Annotated in this window: 17 protein-coding genes and 1 pseudogene; 12 read left to right on the top strand and 6 right to left on the bottom strand. The window is 70.9% G+C overall.

Annotation, left to right across the window (positions count from 1 at the left end; genetic code table 11):
• Nucleotides 1-7: 7 nt before the first annotated feature.
• A pseudogene (locus ACWD3I_RS29160) lies at nt 8-490 on the top strand (hypothetical protein); the annotation flags it as partial.
• Nucleotides 491-536: 46 nt separating this feature from the next.
• Here ACWD3I_RS29160 and ACWD3I_RS29155 read toward each other — a convergent pair.
• On the bottom strand, nt 537-1,991 hold the full coding sequence (locus ACWD3I_RS29155) for a glyceraldehyde-3-phosphate dehydrogenase (protein ID WP_365399686.1): 1,455 nt from the start codon (nt 1,989-1,991) through the stop codon (nt 537-539).
• 72 nt (nt 1,992-2,063) lie between these two features.
• Complete coding sequence (locus ACWD3I_RS29150) at nt 2,064-3,170, bottom strand: PP2C family protein-serine/threonine phosphatase (RefSeq protein ID WP_365399683.1); 1,107 nt, start codon at nt 3,168-3,170, stop codon at nt 2,064-2,066.
• Nucleotides 3,171-3,404: 234 nt separating this feature from the next.
• Between ACWD3I_RS29150 and gndA the strand changes: the two genes are divergently transcribed.
• From gndA to ACWD3I_RS29095, 11 genes are all read left to right on the top strand, one after another.
• Nucleotides 3,405-4,844: an NADP-dependent phosphogluconate dehydrogenase gene (gene gndA, locus ACWD3I_RS29145; RefSeq protein ID WP_365399680.1), complete on the top strand. Its 1,440-nt coding sequence runs from the start codon at nt 3,405-3,407 to the stop codon at nt 4,842-4,844.
• 109 nt (nt 4,845-4,953) lie between these two features.
• On the top strand, nt 4,954-5,460 hold the full coding sequence (locus ACWD3I_RS29140) for a MarR family winged helix-turn-helix transcriptional regulator (RefSeq protein WP_365399677.1): 507 nt from the start codon (nt 4,954-4,956) through the stop codon (nt 5,458-5,460).
• 148 nt (nt 5,461-5,608) lie between these two features.
• Nucleotides 5,609-7,666, top strand: coding sequence for a xanthine dehydrogenase family protein molybdopterin-binding subunit (locus ACWD3I_RS29135; RefSeq protein ID WP_365399870.1), 2,058 nt, complete (start codon nt 5,609-5,611; stop codon nt 7,664-7,666).
• Between the two features lie 10 nt (nt 7,667-7,676).
• Nucleotides 7,677-8,129: a (2Fe-2S)-binding protein gene (locus ACWD3I_RS29130; protein WP_365399674.1), complete on the top strand. Its 453-nt coding sequence runs from the start codon at nt 7,677-7,679 to the stop codon at nt 8,127-8,129.
• A gap of 47 nt (nt 8,130-8,176) precedes the next feature.
• Nucleotides 8,177-8,650, top strand: a complete 474-nt coding sequence (locus tag ACWD3I_RS29125; RefSeq protein WP_365399671.1) for a hypothetical protein — start codon at nt 8,177-8,179, stop codon at nt 8,648-8,650.
• Nucleotides 8,651-8,730: 80 nt separating this feature from the next.
• Nucleotides 8,731-10,239, top strand: coding sequence for a purine-cytosine permease family protein (locus tag ACWD3I_RS29120; protein WP_451084207.1), 1,509 nt, complete (start codon nt 8,731-8,733; stop codon nt 10,237-10,239).
• Nucleotides 10,236-10,784 (top strand): cysteine hydrolase family protein, encoded by a 549-nt coding sequence (locus ACWD3I_RS29115; RefSeq protein WP_365413709.1) that lies wholly within the window; start codon nt 10,236-10,238, stop codon nt 10,782-10,784. The genes ACWD3I_RS29120 and ACWD3I_RS29115 overlap by 4 nt, the downstream gene beginning before the upstream one ends.
• Before the next feature lie 7 nt (nt 10,785-10,791).
• Nucleotides 10,792-11,448, top strand: coding sequence for a hypothetical protein (locus ACWD3I_RS29110; protein WP_365413711.1), 657 nt, complete (start codon nt 10,792-10,794; stop codon nt 11,446-11,448).
• Nucleotides 11,449-11,593: 145 nt separating this feature from the next.
• Complete coding sequence (locus ACWD3I_RS29105; protein WP_365413713.1) at nt 11,594-14,572, top strand: carbohydrate binding domain-containing protein; 2,979 nt, start codon at nt 11,594-11,596, stop codon at nt 14,570-14,572.
• Nucleotides 14,573-14,666: 94 nt separating this feature from the next.
• A complete protein-coding gene (locus tag ACWD3I_RS29100) occupies nt 14,667-15,896 on the top strand; it encodes an acyl-CoA dehydrogenase family protein (protein ID WP_365413715.1) in 1,230 nt (409 codons plus the stop codon).
• A gap of 134 nt (nt 15,897-16,030) precedes the next feature.
• Nucleotides 16,031-16,438, top strand: a complete 408-nt coding sequence (locus tag ACWD3I_RS29095) for an SseB family protein (protein ID WP_451084206.1) — start codon at nt 16,031-16,033, stop codon at nt 16,436-16,438.
• 248 nt (nt 16,439-16,686) lie between these two features.
• Here ACWD3I_RS29095 and ACWD3I_RS29090 read toward each other — a convergent pair whose 3' ends face one another.
• From ACWD3I_RS29090 to ACWD3I_RS29075, 4 genes are all read right to left on the bottom strand, one after another.
• Nucleotides 16,687-17,673, bottom strand: a complete 987-nt coding sequence (locus ACWD3I_RS29090) for an AraC family transcriptional regulator (RefSeq protein ID WP_365408114.1) — start codon at nt 17,671-17,673, stop codon at nt 16,687-16,689.
• An 86-nt stretch (nt 17,674-17,759) separates the two neighbouring features.
• A complete protein-coding gene (locus ACWD3I_RS29085; protein ID WP_365408117.1) occupies nt 17,760-19,136 on the bottom strand; it encodes an FAD-binding oxidoreductase in 1,377 nt (458 codons plus the stop codon).
• Nucleotides 19,133-20,239, bottom strand: coding sequence for an acyl-CoA dehydrogenase family protein (locus ACWD3I_RS29080; protein ID WP_365408120.1), 1,107 nt, complete (start codon nt 20,237-20,239; stop codon nt 19,133-19,135). The genes ACWD3I_RS29085 and ACWD3I_RS29080 overlap by 4 nt, the downstream gene beginning before the upstream one ends.
• Complete coding sequence (locus ACWD3I_RS29075; protein WP_365408123.1) at nt 20,236-21,234, bottom strand: ABC transporter substrate-binding protein; 999 nt, start codon at nt 21,232-21,234, stop codon at nt 20,236-20,238. Before ACWD3I_RS29075 ends, ACWD3I_RS29080 begins: the two co-directional genes overlap by 4 nt.
• Between the last annotated feature and the right edge of the window lie 9 nt (nt 21,235-21,243).

Genomic DNA, 21,243 nt, shown 5'->3' with positions numbered 1-21,243 from the left:
GTGCTCCATGACGACGATCGCGGTGACCGGGCACATCGACCTCACGGCGGAGACCTCCGTCCTGGTGCGCGCGGCCCTGGACGAACTCCTGCGGCGTCACGCCGACGACGGAGAGCTGGTCGGGGTCTCCTGTCTCGCCAGGGGTGCCGACTGTCTGTTCGCGGAGGCCGTGCTCGCCGCCGGCGGACGGCTGGCCGTCGTCATCCCCTCCCGGGACTACCGCCGCACCAGGGTCCGGCCCGACCACGCGCCCGTCTTCGACGGCCTGGTCGAGGCCGCCGCCGACGTCGTGGTCCTGCCGATCGAGATCTCCGGCCGGCAGGCCTACGAAGCGGCGAACAGCGTTCTCGTCGAGCGCGCCGACCGGCTCGTGGCCGTGTGGGACGGCACTCCGCCCACCGGCAGAGGGGGCGGCACCGCCGACACGGTGCTCGAGGCCCGGGCGGCGGGCGTCCCGGTCGACGTGGTGTGGCCCGACGGTGCCGCCCGCACCCGCCGGGAGCGCCGAGAGGGCGCCCCCGACGGGTGTGCCGGGATCAGACCGCCGTCGCCGGGAAGGTCGGGTACTCCACCCCGGAGACGTGCTGGACGACCCGGATGACCTGGCAGGAGTAGCCGAACTCGTTGTCGTACCAGAGGTAGAGGATCGCGTTGTCGCCGTCGACCTTGGTGGCGCCGGCGTCGACGATCGAGGCGTGGCGGGAGCCGACGAAGTCCATGGAGACGGCGTCGGGGGCCGTGGTGAAGTCGATCTGGCGCTTCAGCGGCGAGTTCAGGGAGACGTCCCGGAGGTAGTCGAGGACTTCCTCGCGGTTGGTCTCACGGCCCAGGCGCAGGCTGAGGATCGCGATCGACACGTCCGGCACGGGCACCCGGATCGAGCTGCCGGTGATCGGTGCCTTGAGGTCGGGCAGCGCCTTGGCGACGGCCGAGGCGGCACCCGTCTCGGTGATCACCATGTTGAGCGGCGCCGAGCGGCCGCGACGGTCGGCCTTGTGGTAATTGTCCAGGAGGTTCTGGTCGTTGGTGAACGAGTGCACCGTCTCCACGTGGCCGCGCAGCACCCCGTACTCGTCGGCCATCGCCTTGAGCGGCGGCACGATCGCGTTGGTGGTGCAGGACGCGCAGGACAGGATCTGCTCGTCCGGCTTGACGGTGTCGTGGTTGACGCCGTGCACGATGTTCGGGACGTCGCCCTTGCCCGGCGCGGTCAGGACGACCTTGTCGATGCCGGGGCGCAGGTGCTTGGACAGACCCTCGCGGTCACGCCACTTGCCGGTGTTGTCGATGAGGATGGCGTTCTTGATCCCGTGCGCCGTGTAGTCGACCTCGGACGGGTCGTTCGCGTAGATGACCTTGATGACGTTGCCGTTGGCGGTGATCGTGTCGGTGGCCTCGTCGACGGTGATCGTGCCCTGGAACTGGCCGTGGATCGAGTCGCGGCGCAGCAGCGAGGCGCGCTTGACGAGATCCTCGGAGGCCCGCCCGCCGCCCCCGCGGACGACGATGGCGCGCAGTCGCAGTCCGTTGCCGGAGCCGGACTTCTCGATCAGCAGCCGGGCGACGAGCCGGCCGATGCGGCCGAAGCCGTACAGGACGACGTCACGGCCCTCGCCGCGCTCGATCTTGTTGGCGCCGGTGGCACCGGCGACGGCCTCCGCGGTGAACGCCTCGACCGACAGTCCGCGGTCGTCGGCGCGGTAGGTCGCGGCGAGCATGCCGATGTCGATCTGGGACGGGCCCAGGTCGAGGGTGGTGAGCGCCTGAAGGAAGGGCAGCGTCTCGACGACCGACAGCTCCTCGCCGGCGATCTGCCGGGCGAAGCGGTGGGTCTTGAGGATGCTGACCACCGACTTGTTCACCAGGGAGCGGCTGTGCAGCAGAACGGTGACGTCCCGCTCGCGGTGCAGCTTCCCGATGATCGGGATCATCGACTCCGCGATCTCCTCGCGAGTCTTCCAATTGGTGAACGAGTCCTCGTTGACAGTCACAGATCTATCTCTCGATCGAGCTAGGCGGCGCTCATATGCTAACCCCATGGTCGTTTGACCCCTCGAACGGGGTCACCGCTGGGAGCCGCGCAGCATGCCGTCGGTGACCGGCGGGGGTGCCCCGGCGAGTTCGGGCAGGCACAGGACCAGGGTCAGGTCGTCGGTGGGAAGCCGTCCGATGTGGGCGGTCAGCCGGGCGTGAAGGGCGTCGAGAGCCTTCTCGGGGAGCGGGTCGCGCAGGGTGCGGGCCGCCTCGTCGAGAAGGCGGAAGGGGGTGCCGTCGCGGTCGCGGGCCTCGGTGAGGCCGTCGGTGTAGAAGAGGACCCGGTCGCCGTCGTCCAGGCGGTGAGAGTACTGGGACGGCCGTGGCCCCAGACCGAGCGGCGGCGCCGGCTCGCCGGGTTCCAGCAGGTCGAGACCGGCCCCGACCCGCAGCGGGGTCGGGTGGCCGCAGTTGACGAGGCGGAGCTCGCCGGGCGCGAACTCGGCGAGCACGACGGTGACGAAGTCCTCGGGTCCGAACTCGGGGCCGAGGCGCGCGTCCAGGTCGGCGGCGAGCCGGGGGAGATGCGGAGCGAGGGGGGCGAGGTCACGGAAGGCGGCGAGGGTGGCCGCGGCGAGCCGCAGGGAGTCCAGGTCGTGGCCGCGGACGTCGCCGACCAGGAGGCGCAGTCCGTACGGCGTCACGGCGACGTCGTACACATCGCCGCTGAGGTCGGACTCGCGGGTGGCGGAGTGGTAGCGGGTGCACACCCGGGTGCCGTCGAGCGTTGCGGAGACGGGGCGCAGAAGGGCTTCCTGGGTGGCACGGGCCACCTTCCGGGAGCGGTCCAGGGTCGTCCGCAGAGCATGTCGCCGGGCGGCCTGTACGGCCAGTACGCACCCCAGGAACAGTCCGGACCACCGTACGGCGAAGGCGGGACCGACGAGATTGCCCGCCGAAGCCCCCAGTACCAGCCCGAGAACCAGGGCGGTGCCGCAGACAGCGGCGGTGGGCCGGACGCCAAGGCGCGTACTGGCCAGGAACGGGCCGATGAGCAGCAGCGCGACCAGCTGGTCGACCGCGTCGAACAGCAGGTCCAGCGCCGTGACCAGCAGACACGCACCCAGCGACGGCAGCAGGGACAGCGACGGACGGCGGGACGGCAGCCGGCGTTCCACGGCACGGGTGACGGTCATGTGCGGCTCCCCATCCAGACCTCAGGCCACGGACGTCGCCACTATCCCGCTCCCGCTGTGGGGCTCATGCGAAGTGATCGCAACACGTTCCAAAGTGAGCAGGAACTTACGTTTCCGTCCACGGTGGCGTAAGCCTCCCGAGCCGGCATCGAGAAGACCGGGCCTCCCACGCGTATCTGCGGGCAAGGGGCCGCGCGCTCCGGGACCACGCCATCGATCCAAGGGACGGACCTCATGAACGCAAGCGCAGCCATCGGTGTCACCGGACTGGGCGTGATGGGCCGCAACCTGGCGCGGAACTTCGCCCGCCACGGGGTCGCCGTCGCCGTCCACAACCGGTCCGCAGGCCGCACCCGCGCGCTCGTCGAGGAGTTCGGCCACGAGGGCGGCTTCGTCCCCGCCGAGTCGCCCGAGGAGTTCGTCGCCGCCCTCGAACGCCCGCGCCGGCTGATCATCATGGTGCAGGCGGGCGCCGCCACCGACGCGGTCGTCGAGGAGTTCGCCCCGCTCCTGGAGCCAGGCGACATGATCGTCGACGGCGGCAACGCTCACTTCGCCGACACCCGGCGCCGCGAGGCCGCCCTGCGCGCACGCGGCATCCACTTCGTCGGCACCGGCATCTCCGGCGGCGAGGAGGGCGCGCTCCACGGTCCGTCGATCATGGTGGGCGGGTCGGAGGAGTCGTACAGCCTGCTCGGCCCGCTGTTCGAGACCATCAGCGCCAAGGTCGACGGCGAGCCCTGCGCCGCCCACATCGGCACCGACGGCGCCGGGCACTTCGTGAAGATGGTCCACAACGGCATCGAGTACGCCGACATGCAGCTCATCGCCGAGGCGTACGACCTGCTGCGCCAGGTCGCCGGATACACCCCGGCCGAGATCGCGGGCGTCTTCCGCCGGTGGAACGAGGGCCGGCTCGGTTCCTACCTCATCGAGATCACCGCCGAGGTCCTCGCCCACACCGACCCGGCCACCGGCGCGCCCTTCGTCGACATCGTCGCCGACGCCGCCGGACAGAAGGGCACCGGCCGCTGGACCGTACAGACCGCCCTCGACCTGGCCTCCCCGGTCACCGCCGTCGCGCAGGCCACCTTCGCGCGCGCCGCCTCCGGCCAGAGCGAACTGCGCGCCGCCTACCGGGGCCTGCCCGGCGGCACCACACCCCCGCTCAGCCGCACCGAGGCCGAGCGCTTCACCTCACAGGTGGAGCAGGCGCTGTACGCCTCGAAGGTCGTCGCCTACGACCAGGGCTGGACGATGATCCAGGACGCGGCCGCCGAGTACGGCTGGAAGATCGACCTCGGCTCGGTCGCCCGGATCTGGCGCGGCGGCTGCATCATCCGCGCCTCCTTCCTCGACCGCATCCGCGCCGCCTACGCCGCCGACCAGGATCTGGTGAGCCTGCTCGGCGAGATGGAGTTCGCCATGGAGATCACCGACGCCCAGGTGCCGTGGCGCGAGACGGTGGCTTCCGCCGCCCGCCGCGGCATTCCCGTACCCGCGATCTCCGCCGCCCTCGCCCACTACGACACCCTGCGCGCCGACCGCCTCCCCGCCGCGCTGCTCCAGGGCCAGCGCGACTACTTCGGCGCCCACACCTACCGGCGCACGGACCGGCCCGGCACCTTCCACACCCACTGGGCGGCGGCGGGGAGGCCTGAGACGTCGGAGTGAGGGGAGAGCCCCCGGCCGCATGTCGCATTCCGGCCGGGGGACTCACGTCGCCGCGTCGGCACCCGTGTTTCGTTTGAATGTTCAAACGAAAACTCGGTAAGGTGTGACCATGTCCACGACGCCACGCTGGCTCAACGCCGAGGAGCGACGGGCCTGGCTTGCCTACATCGACTTCTCCACGCTGCTCAACGACCATCTGAACCGCCAGCTGCGGCGTGACGCCGGTATGACGCACGCCGACTACAGCCTGCTGGCCCACCTCTCCTCGGCTCCCGACCACGCCCTCGGCATGTCCGAGCTCGCCCAGCGCCTCAAGATCACCCGCAGCCGGCTCACCCATGCCGTGAACCGGCTGCGCGAGGCGGGTCTCGTCGACCGGCGCGAGGATCCGGCCGACGGGCGCGGGCAGCTCGCGGTGCTGACGGACAAGGGGCAGGCACTGCTGGAGGAGATCGCCCCCGGCCATGTGGAGGCCGTGCGCCGGGCCGTCTTCGACGCGCTCGCCCCCGAGCAGGTGCGTCAGCTCGCGGAGATCGGGGAAGCGGTGAGTGACGCGTTGCACCGGGCGGAGGCCGCGGAGACGGACCCGACGGTGCTGCCCTGGCGTCGCCGGTAGGCGCTCAAGCCGCGGGCCGCCCCGCCCACTTGCCCAGGACCGACCGCCGGGCGCACGCAACCTCACACCCCTCCACGCCCTCCTATCAGGCACACACAGGCCGTCCACAGAGGAGTGCGCGTTGGCAGAGCTGTCCCGCCGCAGATTCATGGTCTACACACTCGCCGCGTCCACCCTCACCGTCGCCGCACCTCTCGGCTGCGACGCCTCGGAGGCGGAAGGAGCCACGCGCCCGCGCTCCGACACCGTCGTGACCGGCACCGACGACGAGATGCTCGTCCTGGAGGTCACCCGGGAGAACAAGGTCGTCGTACGGCTGCCGCGCGTCGAGGTCGGCCAGGGTGTCACCACCGCGGTCGCCATGATGATCGCCGAGGAGCTCGACGCCCGACTCGTCGACGTCGACATCCCGCTCGCCGACGCCCGCAGCCGGGGCAACCAGTTCACCGGTGGCTCCAGCTCGGTGAGTTCGCTCTACGACCCCGCCCGCAACCTCGCCGCCACGGCACGCGCCCGCCTGATCACCGCGGCCGCCCAGCGCTGGCACCTGCCCCCGCGGGTGCTCCGTACCCGGGACACCATGGTCGTCGCCCCGGACGGGCGCAAGGCCACCTTCGGATCGCTGACCGAGACCGCCGCACGGATACGCCGGCCGCGCGTGTCCAGCAAGCCCAAACCGGCGTCCCGGCACCGGGTGATCGGGAAGCCGACGACGCGGATCGACGCACGGGACATCGTCACCGGCCGGGCCCGGTACACCGGGGACCTGACGGCCGCCGGGGCGAAGCCGACCGTGGTGGCCAGGCCGCCCACGCTCGGCGGGAAGGTCGTCTCGGTCGACGACCGCGCGGCCCGTGTTTTGCCCGGGGTCCTCGAAGTCGTCAGAGTTCCCGGGGGAGTCGCCGTCGTCGCGGACTCCTTCCACCACGCCTTCAAGGCCCGGGACGCCCTGAAGATCACCTGGAAGGCGGGGCCGCTCGCGGCGGTGTCCGATGCCCAGATCCGCTCCCGGCTCAAGGCCGCCGTCCCCGCGCTCGGCAGTCCGCCGCGCGGATCGACACAGATAGAGGCCCGGTTCGAGTTCGCGTTCGTCAGCCACGCCCCGATGGAGGTGCTGACCGCCGTCGCCGACGTACGGGCCCACCACGCCGAGATCTGGTTCTCCTCCCAGACACCCATGGAGGCACGCGAGAGCATCGCCGAGGCGGTCGGGCTGCCCGGGTCCGCGGTCAAGGTCCATGTGATGCGGGGCGGGGGCTCGTTCGGGCGCCGGCTGAACTACGACGCGGCGATCGAAGCGGCCCTCGTCTCCAAGGCGGCGGGCCGCCCGGTGAAGCTGATGTGGAGCCGCGCCGACGACATCCGGCACGGCCGGATGCGCCCGGCCTCCCAGCACCGGATCCGGGCCAGCCACGCTCAGGGCAGAGTCGTGGCCTTCGCCCACGCGACGGCCTCGGTCAGCGAGTCGTACAGCGGGATCACCACCGCCTCCTTCCGCGCGGCCGCACCGCTGCCCAGCGACAGCGGCCTCTACAACTTCGGGAAGCTGTCCGGGGATTCGGGCTCGGTCGAGCTGGCCGCGATACCCCTCGGCGCCTGGCGTTCCGTGGACTCCGGGACGGTGCGGACGGCCGAGGAGATCGTCGTCGACGAAATCGCCCGGGGCCTGGCCAAGGACCCGGTCGCCTTCCGTCGTACGACACTCAGGAGCAAGGCCGTCAAAGCGGTGCTCGACAAGGTCGCGACCGCCGGGCACTGGGGCCGGACCATGCCCGCGGGCCAGGCCCAGGGGGTGGCCGTCCATGAGGAGTACGGCTCCTGCGTGGCCTGTCTGGTCGAGATCGACGCCGCCGATCCGAAGAACCCCCGGGTGACCAAGGTGGTGATGGCCGCCGACGTCGGTACGGCCGTCAACCCGCGCGGCCTGGAGGCCCAGCTCATGGGCACGGCGATCGACGGCATCTCCACGGTCCTGCGGGCCGGCCTCCACATCGACAAGGGCGCCGTCCGCGAGGACAGCTACGCCGACTTCCGCTACGCCCGGCAGCGGCACGCCCCGCTCCACTTCGAGGCCCACATCCTGCCCACCGGCGGAGAGCCGGGCGGCGCGGGCGAACTCGGTGTCCCGGCGGCGGCCGGCGCCGTCGCGAACGCGTACGCCCGCGCGACCGGTACCAAGCCCCGCCGCTTCCCGATCGACTTCTGAGAAGGTGCAGATGCCGTCCTACTCCTTCGTCCTCAACGGCAAGCCCGTCACCGTCGAGGCCCCCGCCGACATGCCCCTGCTGTGGGTACTGCGCGATCTGCTGCACGTCACCGGCCCCAAGTACGGCTGTGGCGTCGGTGTCTGCCGCGCCTGCACCAGCCACCTGGACGGTGCGGAGATACAGCCCTGTGTCGTGCCCGTCGCGGACTGCGCGGAGCGGAACGTCACCACCATCGAAGGCCTCGCCGACGGTGACACCCTGCACCCCGTCCAGCAGGCCTGGCTGGAGTGCGACGTCTCCCAGTGCGGCTTCTGCCAGCCCGGCCAGATCATGGCCGCCGCCGCTCTGCTGAAGAAGACGTCCCAGCCCACCGACGCCGACATCGACCGCATCGAGAACGTCTGCCGCTGCGGCACGTACTCCCGCATCCGCGAGGCGATCAAGAAGGCGGCCGACGCCTGACCTCGTGACCAACCCCAGGATGCGGTCGTTCCGGTTGCATGATCCACATGAAGCGCGGACTCACCACGGCCGCCCTGGTGTTCGCCGGACTCGCGGGCCTCGTCGCCCCCGCCGCCCACGCCACCGACAACGTCCCCTGTCACAGCCCCACCACCAGGGACCTGACCGACCCCCTGAGCGGCCGCCTCTGGCCGCGCACGCAGGTCAGGTTCTGCAACCTCACCCGCGGCCATGTGCCGGTGTACGCGAGCCGCTCGCCCGGCGCCGCCGTCGTCGGCCACCTCGAACAGGGCGGCGCCGCCAACTGGTTCGTCACCGAGATGCGGGGCGAGACCTTCCGTGACGGATCCGCCGAGAACCACTGGTGGGGCAGCACCCTGGCGGACAACGGCCGCTGGGGCTGGGTGCCCGAGGTCTACTTCGCGGGCGGCGAGAACAACGAGGACGACGCGGGTCTGCTGATGCCCGGCGGCTACACCTGCGCCAACACCTGCCCGCCGCTGCCCTTCTGGGCGAGGTGACGCGGGGCACCGGGGTGCTTGACGCCCCGGTGCCACCCACTTAGCGTCACCTCGACACGTATGGACCAGGGAGGACGACGATGACGGACGCCCAGGACTCCCTCGACCCTCTCGGTCCCCTCGACAACAGAGCCAGACAGCTCCAGGTGGAGACGCACGGCCTCGACGTGATCGGCGACGCCGAGCGCAAAGGCACGCCGCGGACGCTGTTCTGGCCCTGGTTCGGCGCCAACGTCTCCGTACTGGGGCTGAGTTACGGGGCCTTCGTGCTCGGCTTCGGCATCTCCTTCTGGCAGGCGCTGGTCGCCGGGGTCATCGGCATCGTCTTCTCGTTCCTCCTGTGCGGCTTCGTCGCCGTCGCCGGCAAACGCGGCTCGGCCCCGACGATGGTCCTCAGCCGGGCCGCCTACGGGGTGCGCGGCAACCGTCTCCCCTCGGTGATCTCCTGGGTGCTCACCGTCGGCTGGGAGACCGTGCTGTGCGCCCTCGCCACCATGGCCACCGCGACCGTCTTCGGCCGGCTCGGCTGGGGCGGCGGCACCGGGACACAGGTGGTCGCCCTGATCGTGGTCGCCGGGCTCACCGTCGTCGGCGGCGTGATGGGCTTCGACCTGATCATGCGGCTCCAGACGGTGATCACCGTGGTCACGGGCGTGCTCACGATCGTCTACATCGCCCTGGTCGCGGACCACATCCACTGGAGCACCGTCAGCGACGTCCCGGCGGGCTCCGCACAGGAGTTCATCGGCGCGCTCGTCTTCATGATGACCGGCTTCGGCCTCGGCTGGGTCAACGCCGCCGCGGACTACTCCCGCTATCTGCCCCGCACCTCGTCCAGCCGAGGTGTGATCGGCTGGACCACCTTCGGCGCCTCCGTGGCCCCGCTCCTGCTGCTGGTCTTCGGGCTGCTGCTCGCCGGGTCCTCCAGCACCCTCAACGAGGCCGTCGCAGCCGACCCCATCGGCGCGCTGACCACGATCCTGCCCACCTGGTTCCTCGTCCCGTTCGCCGTCGTCGCCGTACTCGGCCTGGTCGGCGGCGCGGTCCTCGACATCTACTCGTCCGGACTCGCCCTGCTGTCGGCGGGCATCAGGATCCCCCGCTACCTGGCCGCACTCGTCGACGGCGTCCTGATGATCGCCGGCGCCATCTACATCGTCTTCTTCGCCGACGACTTCCTCGGCCAGTTCATGGGCTTCCTCACCACCCTCGGCGTCCCCATCGCCGCCTGGTGCGGCATCATGCTCGCCGACCTGCTGCTGCGCCGCCGCGACTACGACGAGGGCGACCTCTACCGCCCGCAGGGCCGCTACGGCGACCTCGCCCTCACCCCGCTGCTCCTCACCCTCGCCGCCACCGCGCTCGGCTGGGGACTGGTCACCAACTCGGCCGCGAGCTGGCTGGAGTTTCAGGGCTACCTCCTGGACCCGCTGGGCCTCGGCGGCAAGTCCGGCTCCTGGGCCTACGCCAACCTCGGCGTCCTCGTGGCTCTCGCACTCGGCTTCCTCGGCACCCTCGCCCTGCGCCGCGGCCACGTCCGGGAGCAGGAGGCGCGGGACCCGAGCCCGGCGGAGGTACCCGCCGTATGACGACCGGCCGTCTGACCGCCATCGACATGCAGCACGTCTTCGCCGACCCGGACAGCCCCTGGGCCGCGCCGCGATTCGCGCAGGCCGCGGAAGGTGTACGACGTCTGCTGCCGGCCTTCGAGGACCGGGTCACCTTCACCCGCTTCCTGGCCCCGGCCGAACCCACCGGCGCCTGGCGCGCCTACTACGAACAGTGGCCCTTCGCCCTGCAACCCCCGGACGCGCCCCTGTGGCGGCTGACGGACGAGTTCGCCGCCGAGGCGCACCACGTGCTGGACGCCCCGACTTTCGGCAAGTGGACGCCCGAACTCGCCTCCCTGGTCGGCCCGGAGGGCCGTCTGGTCCTCGCCGGGGTCAGCACCGACTGCTGTGTGCTGTCCACGGCCCTCGCTGCCGCCGATGCCGGAGTCGAGGTCGTGGTCGTCGCCGACGCCTGCGCCGGCGCGGACGACGATTCGCACGCCAAGGCGCTGTACGTCATGGACCTTTACCGGCCGCTGATCAGGGTGACCACGGTCGCGGAGCTTCTCGAAAGGGCAGAGTGAGACAAGAGTGACCGCTCCCGGAACCGTGGTGACCGCCGAAGAGATCCACGCGTATCTGGTCCAGCAGTTGAACCGTGCCCTGCGGCACCCCGAGGGGTTCGGGGGTGAGTTGGCGCTCTTGCTGCTGTGCGACCACCTGCTGTTCACGGAAGGACAGCCCGACGCCTGGGCCGAGGCTTCGGAACGGCTGCGGGAGAGCGGTGCGTGGACCGCCATCGGGGCCAGGGGCGCGTACCGCGAACTGATCCGGGGCGACGACTCGTCAGGCATGGCCTCGGTGCACGCGGAGTTCGCCCATCGGCGGGGCTGGCTCGCGACGGACCGGGCCCTCGACGCACGCACGTACCAGGCCCTTCTGGACAGGGCCCGCCGGTGGGCCGGGGACGACCGGGTGTGGGCGGATGTCCTCGCCGAGTTCGGTGCGCCCTCGGTGCTGCTCGGCGACGACGACCCGCGCTACGGCAAGACGCTCGGGTACGTCAGCGAGGACCCCGACCGGCCGATCGTCTTCTTCCACCTCTGGAACGGAAGCCTGGACGAGGGCGCCTCCGTGGGGAACCGGGCGTATCCGGAACCGGTTCTGTGGGCTGTGCGCTTCGGCGACGGACCGTTCCGCGAGAGCTTCACCTTCACCCCCGAGGGGCGGCGACTCCAGCCCTCCTGATCCTCGCCCTCCACCATGACCTCTCTGTACAGAACCCTTTACGTGGCTGTCATGTACCTGTAGCTTCCGCGAAGCCGCAAGAACTTTCAGGAATTTGCCGGTTCTTCTTGCAAGAGCCCGCCTTCCGGCCCGTATTGGAGTCGCCATGAGATCCGCACCCCCACGCCTGCCAAGACGCCCCCTCGTGGCGTTCGTGGCGGCGACCGGGCTGCTCGGACTGCTGTCCGCAGTGCCGGCCACCGCGCCGCAGACCCCCATGGAGCCGGTGGCCGACACGGCCGGTACGGCGACCGTCTTCTACTACACGAAGACCAAGAACTGGTCGTCCACCTACCTGCACTACGCGCCGGACGGCGGTTCCTGGACGACCGTCCCCGGCACGCAGATGGAGAGCGCCTGCACGGACTGGGTGAAGAAGACCGTCGATCTCGGCTCGGCCGCCGGACTGCAGGCCACCTTCAACGACGGCAGCGGCACCTGGGACAACAACGGCGGCAACAACTACGCGCTGGGCACCGGCACCATCACGGTCAAGGACGGAGTCATCGCCCACAGCGACCCGTGCGCCGACAGCGGCACGGGCACCGGAAACCAGGCCACCGTCTACTACTCGACCGCCACCTCCGGCTGGACCACCGCCAACATCCACTACGCGCCCACCGGTGGCTCCTGGACCACTGTCCCCGGCGTCGGCATGGAGTCCGCCTGCACCGGCTGGTGGAAGAAGACCCTCGACATCGGCACCGCCACCTCGCTGAAGGCGGTCTTCAACAACGGCAACGGCGTCTGGGACAACAACAACAGCGCCGATTACACCCTGCCGACCGGCACCACGACCGTGAAGGACAAGGCGGTCACGACGGGCGCCGCCGACCCGTGTGCCGCCGAGGAGCCGGACACCGAGGCCCCGACCGCACCGAGCAAGGTCACCGCGACGGCCACCGACACCTCGGTCGTGGTGAGCTGGGACGCCGCCACCGACAACAAGGGCGTGGTGAAGTACCAGGTCACGCGCACCGGCGGCACCAAGGGCACGGTCGTCATCGACGTGGGCTCAACGGTCTGGTCCGACACGGGACTTGAGGAGAAGACCGCCTACACCTACGCCGTGAAGGCGGTCGACGCGGCAGGCAACACCTCGTCGGCCTCCGCGGAGGCGACCGCGACCACCGGCGAGGAGGCTCCCGCACCCGCCGCGGGCACCCCGCTCGGCACGGACCCCCGCAAGGACCCGATCTACTTCGTCCTCACCGCCCGCTTCTACGACGGCGACAGCTCCAACAACCGCGGCGGCAGCCAGCATTCCAAGTCCGGCAACGCGGCCAACAACGACCCCATGTTCCGAGGGGACTTCAAGGGCCTGGTCGAGAAGCTCGACTACATCAAGGCGCTCGGCTTCTCCGCGGTCTGGGTCACCCCGGTCGTCCTCAACCGCTCCGACTACGACTACCACGGCTATCACGGCTACGACTTCTACGAGGTCGACCCGCGCCTGGAGTCGGCCGGCGCGAGCTACCAGGACCTCATCAACGCGGCCCACGCCAAGGGCATGAAGATCTACCAGGACGTCGTCTACAACCACAGCTCCCGCTGGGGCGCCAAGGGTCTGTACACGCCCACCGTGTACGGCGTCCGGGACTCCCAGTGGAGCTGGTACTACGACGAGAGGAACGAGGGCTTCGAGTACGACGGACTGACCGTCGAGACCAAGTCCGGGAAGTCCTACTACAACGGCGACCTGTGGTCCACCGCCGAACCCACCGGCAACACCTGCGTCAACTGGGGCAAGCCCACCGGCGGGAAGAGCGCCGAGGGCTATGCAGTCTACAACTGCCAGTGGCCGAGCTCCACTTCGGGGATGTTCCCGAAGGCCTACTACCACCAGTGCTGGATCGGGAACTGGGAGGGCGAGGACTCCCGTTCCTGCTGGCTGCACGAGGACCTGGCCGACTTCGACACCGAGTCGACACCCGTGCAGAACTATCTGATCGGCGCCTACGACAAGTACATCGACATGGGCGTGGACGGCTTCCGCGTCGACACGGCCGTACACATTCCGCGCGTGACGTGGAACCGGCGTTTCCTGCCGGCGATCCAGGAACGGGTGACCCAGAAGTTCGGCGCGACGGCGGCACAGAACTTCTTCGTCTTCGGTGAGGTCGGCGCCTTCGTCAACGACAAGTGGAACCGCGGCTCCGTGAACCACTCCGCGCAGTTCTTCACCTGGAAGGAACGCAAGGAGTACAGCGCCGACGACGAGACGGCGGCCCTCGAGCAGTTCACCTACGAGAACAACCTCGGCACCGGCAACCAGCCCACATCGACCAACGCCTTCCTGAACGGCAACAGCTACCACACCCCGGACCGCAGCCGGTTCAGCGGCATGAACATCATCGACATGCGCATGCACATGAACTTCGGCGACGCGCAGAACGCCTACAGCAACGGCAAGGACTCCGACGACAGCGTCAACGACGCCACGTACAACGTCGTCTACGTCGACAGCCACGACTACGGCCCCAACAAGTCGAGCACCCGCTACACCGGCGGCACCGACGCCTGGGCCGAGAACATGGCGCTGATGTGGACCTTCCGCGGTATCCCGACCCTGCACTACGGCTCGGAGACCGAGTTCCAGAAGGGCAAGCAGATCGACTGCGGACCCACCTGTCCGCTGGCCGGCACGGGACGGGCGTACTACGGAGACAACCTCCAAGGCACTGTCACCGCCTCCGAGTTCGGCACCGCGGACTCGGCGACGGGGCAGGTCGCCACCACCCTGGCCCAGCCGCTCGTGAAGCACCTCCAGCGGCTGAACCAGATCCGCCGGGCGGTCCCGGCCCTCCAGACGGGCCAGTACTCGACCGACGGGATCAGCGGCTCGATGGCCTTCAAACGCCGCTACACCAGCGGCGGTACGGACAGCTTCGCGCTCGTCACGGTCACCGGCGAGGCCACGTACACCGGCATCCCGAACGGCACCTACAAGGACGCCGTCACCGGTGACGTGAAGACCGTGTCGAACGGCACGCTCTCCGTGCCGGCACCGGGCAAGGGCAACCTCCGGGTGTACGTGCTCAACGGTCCCGGCAAGATCGGAACGGACGGTCCGTATCTGAAGTAGTTGGCGTTATCCGGTGGGTACAGGGGCGGCGGTCGCCGTGTTCAATCACTCCTATCGCGACACGTACGGACGTCCCCACACGTCAGGAGGCACCGTGATCGCCGCTCCCGAACCCGCACTCACCGCGGCAGAGCTCATCGAACGGGCCGTGCAGCTACGGCCCGTGCTGCTCGAACGACAGCCGGAGACCGAACGGCTGACGCACTACCCGAAGTCCACCCACGACGACTTCCTGCGGGCCGGCTTCTACCGGATGCTCCAGCCGCGCCGGTACGGCGGCTACGAGGTCGGCCTGCCCGTCTTCTACCGCGTGGTCACCGAGGTCGCCCGCGGCTGTCCCTCCACCGGCTGGGCCCTGTCCCTCACCTCGGCCCACGTCCTTCAGGTCGCCGGGTTCTTCGAGGAGCGGGCACAGGACGAGATCTTCGGCGCCGACGGCGACTTCCGGGCGGCCTCCACGGTCGCGCCCGTCGGTGTCGCGCGGTCCGACGGCGACGGGCATGTCGTCCTCGACGGCACCTGGCCCTACTCCTCGGGCGCCCCCTACTCCACGCACTACGTCGGACAGACCCTGAGCGCGGGGAACCCGCCCGGACCCCCGGTGTTGTTCGTCGCCCCGCGCTCGGTGTGGACGGTCCTCGACGACTGGCACGGCGTGCTCGGCCTGCGCGGCAGCGGCTCCAACAGCGTCCACATGGAGCAGGCCCGCATACCGGCGTACCTCACCTGCGCGGCCAGCCTGCTCGACCTGCCCTGCGAGGGCGGCAGCGTCGGCTCCACGCTGCACGGCAACCCGATGTACGCCCATCGGGCGCCGAGCTTCTACCACGGTGAACTGGCCGCCGTCATGATCGGCACCGGATACGCCGCCGCCGACGAGTACGCCCGCATCCTGCGTGCCCGCCCCGTCACCCTGGAACCCGACCGCACCCGCGCCGAACTGCACGACTACCAACGCCACCTGGGCGAGGCCCTCGGACTGATCCGCACCGCCGAGGCGGCCCTGCAGCACACCGCAGCCGACTGGACGGAGACCTGCCGTCGCAACGTCGCAGGCGAGGCCCCGTTCACCGTCGCGGAGGACAACCGGCTCGCGCTGATGTTCCTGAACGCCGGACGCATGGCCTGGGACGCGTTCCAGAACATCCTCTTCCGCACAGCCGGCTCCCGGCACGCGCGCGACGGCGAGCGGATGCAGCGCTACTTCCGGGACGCGGCCACCTACTGGACCCATGTCGGCCCGAGCATGGCCGAGCCGCTGTTCCGCCGGGTCGGCTGCGACCGGCTGGGGCTGCCCTCGGAGCACATCGCGCTCATCCCCTGAGTCCGCTGAGCCCCCTGCATCCTCTGGATCCCCGAGGGAATGCTCGCGTCCGGATCGGGTACGCGAGCAGGGCCGCTCCGGGGCCGAGTACGCCCCGGGCCGACCGCAAGACCGCCGCTACCAGGGGATTCGCCATGCAGACACCCGCGAACGACAACTCCACCACACCGGCCCGGCGGGCGCTGGACGCGCTCGCCGAGAACACCGACGACACGGTGGCGCTGGACAGGCTCGCGAGCAGCGATGTCCTCGTCCCCGTGCCCGACGACGCCAGCGACGAGGACGCCGCCGACCCCACGGCGGTGGCGCTTCCCGTGATCGAGCAGCCCGGCGGAGCGCCGGTGGTGCCCGTGTTCACGTCGGAGTCCGAGCTGGCCGGGCTGCTGCCCTATGTCTCGCGCTATCGGCTGGTGCCGCTGGGCGCGCTCGCCTCGGAGTGGCCGACGGACGATCTGGCGCTCACCATCGACGCCGCCTCCGAGCACCCGCTCACCCTCACCTCGGAGGGGGTGCGGACGCTGCTGGGCCGGTCGTACGGCTGACTCGGGAGGGGCCCGGCCACCGGTGACGCAGGGGGAGCGGCCGGGCCCGGTGGAGGAGTGCGGACCGTCTCCCGCTCCCGCACCCCGGCCGGGTTCGCACGGGCGATGGGGGGAGGAGCGGCGCCGACTCCGTTCCTCCCCGGACGCCCACGATCGACGTGCCCCGACGATAGGACCGCACAGCCGTCCCGTCGCTCCGCGATACGCGGCGACTGTCCGCAAAACGCGGCGGATCTGAGCGGATGGCGTCACACGCCGCGCAGCGTGTGCGAGGGAGCCTCGCCGAACCGCTCACGGTAGCGCCGCGCGAACCGGCCCAGATGGACGAACCCCCACCGGTGCGCCACCGCGGACACGGTCGTCGACCCCGGCGCCGAGACCCGCAGCTGGTCGTGCGCCCGCTGCAGGCGGACGTCGTACACGTACGCCATCGGCGACATGCCGACGTGACTGCGGAACGCCTCCTGCAGGGTCCGCAGGCTCACCTGTGCGATCCGGGCCAGCCGAGCGGCGTCGTACGTGTCGGCGGGCCGCTCCTGGATGACGTCCATGACCCGCTTGACCGCGGCGGGCCGCATGGGTGGCGCCGGGACCTCCAGTTCCTGGCGGAAGGTGTGGTCGGTCGCCAGCAGCAGCCCTTCGAGCAGGATCTGCTCGATGCGGCCGCGGATGAGCGGACGGCGCAGCAGCCCGAGCGAGGTGTCGTTCTCCAGCAGACTCCACATGGCGAGCTGCGCCCAGCTGCGGCCGGGTCCGCTCAGGACGTCGATGGACGGCCCGAAGACCGGCGGGCGGGACAGCTGCCGGTCGAGCAGGGCCTCCAGAGCCTGGTGCACGGCCCCCTTGTCCATCTTCACGGTGAGGGCCCGGCACTGGGGCGACCAGGCGTCGATACGGACGTACTGGGCGGGATCGAAGAAGACGGCGTTGCCCGTCGTCGCGAACACGACGTCCCCGCGCCCCTGCCGCACGCTGAAACAGCCGCTCACCGGCACGGCCACGTGGTAGGCGCCCGGCGCGGCGAAGCCGGTGCGGATCTCGGTGCCGAAACTGACCTCGCCCACGGTCAGTGATCCGAGGTCGAGCACGCTCAGACGGGTCGACAAGTCCTCGGCGGGTCCCACGAGGCTCAGGCGCATGTCGTAGTAGTGCGCCGCGAGCGCGTCGTGCGTCGCCTCCAGGGAACGCGTCGCGTAGCTGCTGAATTCTGCGGTCCGGTCCCGCTGAACGGCCACGGCGAGGTCTCTCCCTCCTGCACGGGGTGTCCGCCTTCAACATGGCCATGTGCGGGAGGGGTCATGCCTCGGTCTCTTCCGGTTCCTCACAGGCTCTTCCCAGGATTGAGAATTCCGCGAGGATCGAACACCTCCTTCAGCCGCCGCTGCAGTCCGTGTACGGCGGGTCCCAACTCGTCGGCCACCCACTGACGCTTCAGCGTCCCCACCCCGTGCTCGCCGGTCAGCGTCCCGCCGAGCCGCAGCGCCAGCGCGAAGATCTCACCCGCCGCCTCCCAGGCCGCCTCCGGAAGCCGGTCCAGGGACGGGTCCACCACGATGATCGGGTGCAGATTGCCGTCCGCCGCGTGCGCGATGGTGAACACCGGCACGTCATGGCGCGCGGAGATCGCACGGATTTCCCGCACGGCCTCGGCCAGCCGGGAGCGCGGGACCGCGATGTCCTCGATCAGTGGCCTGCCCAGCCGCTCCAGCGCGGGGAGAGCCCCGCGCCGGGCCGCCAGCAGCACCTCGGCCTCGGCGGGGTCCTCGGTCGTCTCGACGGTGACAGCCAGCGGTGCGAGCAGCCGCGCCACCGTCGCCGCCTCGACCGCGGCGCCCGCGCCGTCGCACTGCACCACCAGCAGCGCCGCCCCGCGCTCCCGCAGCACCGGATCGACGGCCTCCAGCACGGGCCCGTCGACCAACTCGGCGAGCGCGGGCTCGACGCCGGCCCGGCCGATGGCGTACGACGCCTCGGCGGCCGCCTCGAAGGTGGCGAAGTAGGCGGCGAGCGTGGCGGTGGCCACCGGAACGGGCCGCAGCCGCAGGGTGGCCGAGGTGATGACCGCGAGGGTGCCCTCCGAGCCGGTGAGCAGCGCGGTGAGGTCGTAGCCGGTGACGCCCTTGACCGTACGGCGGCCCGTGCGCACCACCGTCCCGTCGGCCAGCACCGCCTCGAGGCCGAGCACGCTGTCCCGGGTCACCCCGTACTTGGCGCACCGCAGTCCGCCCGCGTTGGTCGCGATGTTGCCGCCGATGGTGGAGAGGGCCGCGCTCGCCGGATCGGGCGCGTACCGCAGTCCGTGCGCACCGGCCGCCCGGTCCAGCTCGGCGGTGATCACGCCGGGTTCGACGACGGCGAGCTGGTCGTCCGCCGAGAGCTCCAGGATGCGGTTCATCCCGGACAGGTCCAGGACCAGGGAGCCCTCGCCCGCCGTCGCCCCGCCGGACAGGCCGGTGCCCGCACCGCGTGGCACCACCGGCACCCGCAGGGCATGAGCGTGCCGGAGGGTGACGGTCACGTCCTCCGTCCGCCGGGCGTGCACGACGGCGAGCGGCTCGCCGTCGGGCCTCGCACCGGAGCGGTCGGTGGCGTGGGCGGCGAGTACGGCCGGGTCGGTGGTGAGCCGGTCGGGCGGCAGGTCGCGGGCGAGCAGGCCGAGGAGCTGGGCGGAGACGGTGGTCTCCGGGGCTGCGGTCACAGGTCGAGTGCCTTCGTTCCGACGGCGAGCAGGGAGATGTCCGCCTGGGGTGCGTGCACCGGGGCGCACTGGATGTCGCGGAAGTGCCGCTCCAGGGGGTTGCCCCGGGCCAGCCCAGGGTTCCCCAGCAGCCGCACCGCCAGCTCGACGGCCCGCACCCCGTGCCGGTCGGCCAGCACGCGCGTGCCGAGGGCCTGTTCCGGGGTGTACGACGTGTCGTCGGCGTCGAGCTTGGCGGCACCGTCGAACACCAGCTGCTCGGCGGCGGCCAACAGCACCTCGATCTCCCCGGCGGTCCGACGGAAGCGTTCCGTACGGGCCACCGGACGACCGAGGTTGGCGGGCACGCGCGTGTGGGCGAACGTGTGGAAGAACGCCTGCGCTGCCCGGGCGACACCCAAGTAGAGCGCGGCCAGCGGGAGATGGAGGGCCGCGCCCGCCCGGTTGTCCTGCTCGGCGGCCCGGCCGTGCGGACCGAGCCCGATGACGTGCTCGTACGGGATCTCCACCGCGTCGAACGTCACGTCGTGACTGCCGCTGGCCCGCAGCCCCAGCTGGTCCCAGTTCCCCGCGATCTCGATGCCGGGCGATCCGCCGGGCACCAGGAACGTGCCCACGCGCGGCTCGGGTTCGTCGGTCGTCGCCCACACCAGGAACCAGTCCAGCCCCTCCGCGCCGGTCACGAACCGCTTGGTGCCGCTGACGGCCCAGCCGTCGGCGGTGCGCCGGGCCCGGCTGACGGGCAGTCCGCCCCGCGCGGGGGAGCCCAGGTCGGGCTCCACGCGCGCGTGGTTGACGAGAACGGGACGTGCGAACGACTCCTTGACCACGCGCGCGTACAGTTCCTCCGGCCAGTGCGGTTGCGCGGCCTGCCGTGCGTGGTTGGTGAGCGTCATCGCCGCGATCAGGGCGACGGAGGGGTCACCCTGCCCGAGCCGGTGCAGGATCCGCGCGGTCTCCTGCACGCCCGCCCCCCGGCCGCCGTAGCGCTCTCCGATGGTGGCGGTGAGCAGCCCGGCCTCGTGCGCGAGGCGCAGGGACTCGGCGGGGAAGGCGCCCGTCCGGTCGTATTCGGCGGCGAGTTCGGCGATGCGGTCGGTCACAGGGCCTTCCTCAGCTCGGTGTTCAGAGCGGTGCTCCAGAACGACTTCACGTCCAACGTCGACTTCAGCGCTCCGAGTTCGGTGAACACGTCGGCCACCTTCTGCTGCGAGGCGATGGTGTCGTCGCCGACGGTTCGGGCCTCGGTCGGGCGCTGGGCCTGTGCGGCGACGAGGTCCTTCCTCGCCTGGGCGAGCGGCTGGTGGGTGGCGTCGGCGGTGACCTCGGCGAAACCGTCCAGGTGCCCGTCACGGACGTAGGCGTAGGCCTTGGTGATCCGGGCGATCAGATCGGCGGCCGCCGCCTTCTCCTCCGGGTTCTTCAGGACGCTGTCGCGGGCCGACCAGAGGAAGTTGCCCGACAGGATGTCCTTGCCGGAGCCGACGGTCGTGGCGCCCTGCTGGTGGGCGGTGATGACCGAGGTGCCGTAGGAGGCGAAGGCGTCGATGCTGCCGCCGTTGAGGGCGGCCAGTCCGTCGTTGGGCAGCAGGGGCTTGGCATCGATGTCGGACCACTTCAGGCCCGCCTGCTTGAGCAGTTCGTACAGGAAGTAGTGGGCGGTGGTGTTCTGGACGTAGCCGACCTTCTTGCCCTTGAGGCCGGCGATGCCGGTCACCTTCGAACCCTTGGGGACGACGACCTCCTGGTTGAGGGTGGCGCCGCGCTGGACGGCGACGACCTTGAAGTTCGGGGTGCCGTCGGCGGCGGCGAAGACCGGGGGGATCTCGCTGGAGGAGGCGAGGTCGAGGGCTCCGGCGCGGATGGCCTGGAGCTGCTGGTCACCGCCCTGGAAGAGGCTCCACTTCACGTTGTAGGGGGTGTCGTCGAGGCCGGCGTACTTGAGCACGGCCTCCTCGGTCTTCCAGCCGGTGGCGCCGACTCTGAGGGTGACGTCGGCGGGTGAGTCGGCCTGGGCGTCGCCTCCGCAGGCCGCGGCGAACGGGAGCAGCAGGGCGAGCAGGGCGGCGGACGAGCGCAGGGTACGGCGGAACAACACGGGCTCTCC

This window comes from Streptomyces sp. NPDC002817 (genome assembly GCF_053592055.1).
This window is presented reverse-complemented; position numbering and strand designations above follow the sequence as displayed.